The organism is Bacillus sp. LR--39, from assembly GCF_053613335.1.
The window spans coordinates 1-686 of the sequence record NZ_JBSIOT010000936.1 but is presented as its reverse complement, the minus strand read 5'-3'; the positions used below and the strand labels follow the sequence as shown (position 1 = coordinate 686).

Below are 686 nucleotides of genomic sequence, written 5' to 3'. Positions count from 1 at the left end.
CAGCTAAAACCTCCGCTTTATGGCGGAGGTTTTTTTGATGTGCAATGGCAATATTGTGTAAAAAAATGATTGAATTGAACAGCAGGTTATGATACATTTGCATATGTACTTAATGACTAAAATGTTCAAACGGTCAGTTTCGAGGTGAATACAATGTCAATAGATCGAAAAAAGCTCATTTTGGAGGCGGCTACAAAGTCTTTCACGCAGTTCGGGTATAAAGCGACGACAATGGATCTTGTCGCAAAACTTGCGAACGTGGGGAAGGGAACCATTTATACTTTTTTCAAAAACAAAGAAGAGCTGTTTGACGAGATTTTCACTACTTTATTAAAGGAAATGAAGCAAAAAGCGGATGAAGCGATGGAGCCGAACCTTCCGTTCCATGAAAATGTGCACAGAGCGCTGTTTGCCATTCTGGAGTTCAGGAAAACACATCAGCTGACGATTAAAATTTTCCAAGAGAATGCCGAGATTGGTACAATGGCAGTTCAGGAAGTGATCCAGAAAATGGAGCGAGCCATACTGTCTTATATCAAAAGTAAGATTGAAGACGGGATCAAAAGCGGCGCAATCAAGCAGTGCGACCCTGAACTGACAGCCTTTGTGATGCTGAAGCTTTATATCGCGCTCATTTTTGACTGGGAAAAACAACACCCCCCGCTTGATAAAGAGACAATTGCGGG

General features: G+C 41.7%; 1 protein-coding gene. It reads left to right on the top strand.

Going from position 1 to position 686, the window contains the following annotated elements; all coding sequences use genetic code 11:
* Positions 1–153 precede the first annotated feature (153 nt).
* Positions 154–686, top strand: a 533-nt coding sequence (locus tag ACWHAR_RS27590) for a TetR/AcrR family transcriptional regulator (RefSeq protein WP_452088503.1), incomplete at its 3' end; no start/stop codon positions are given.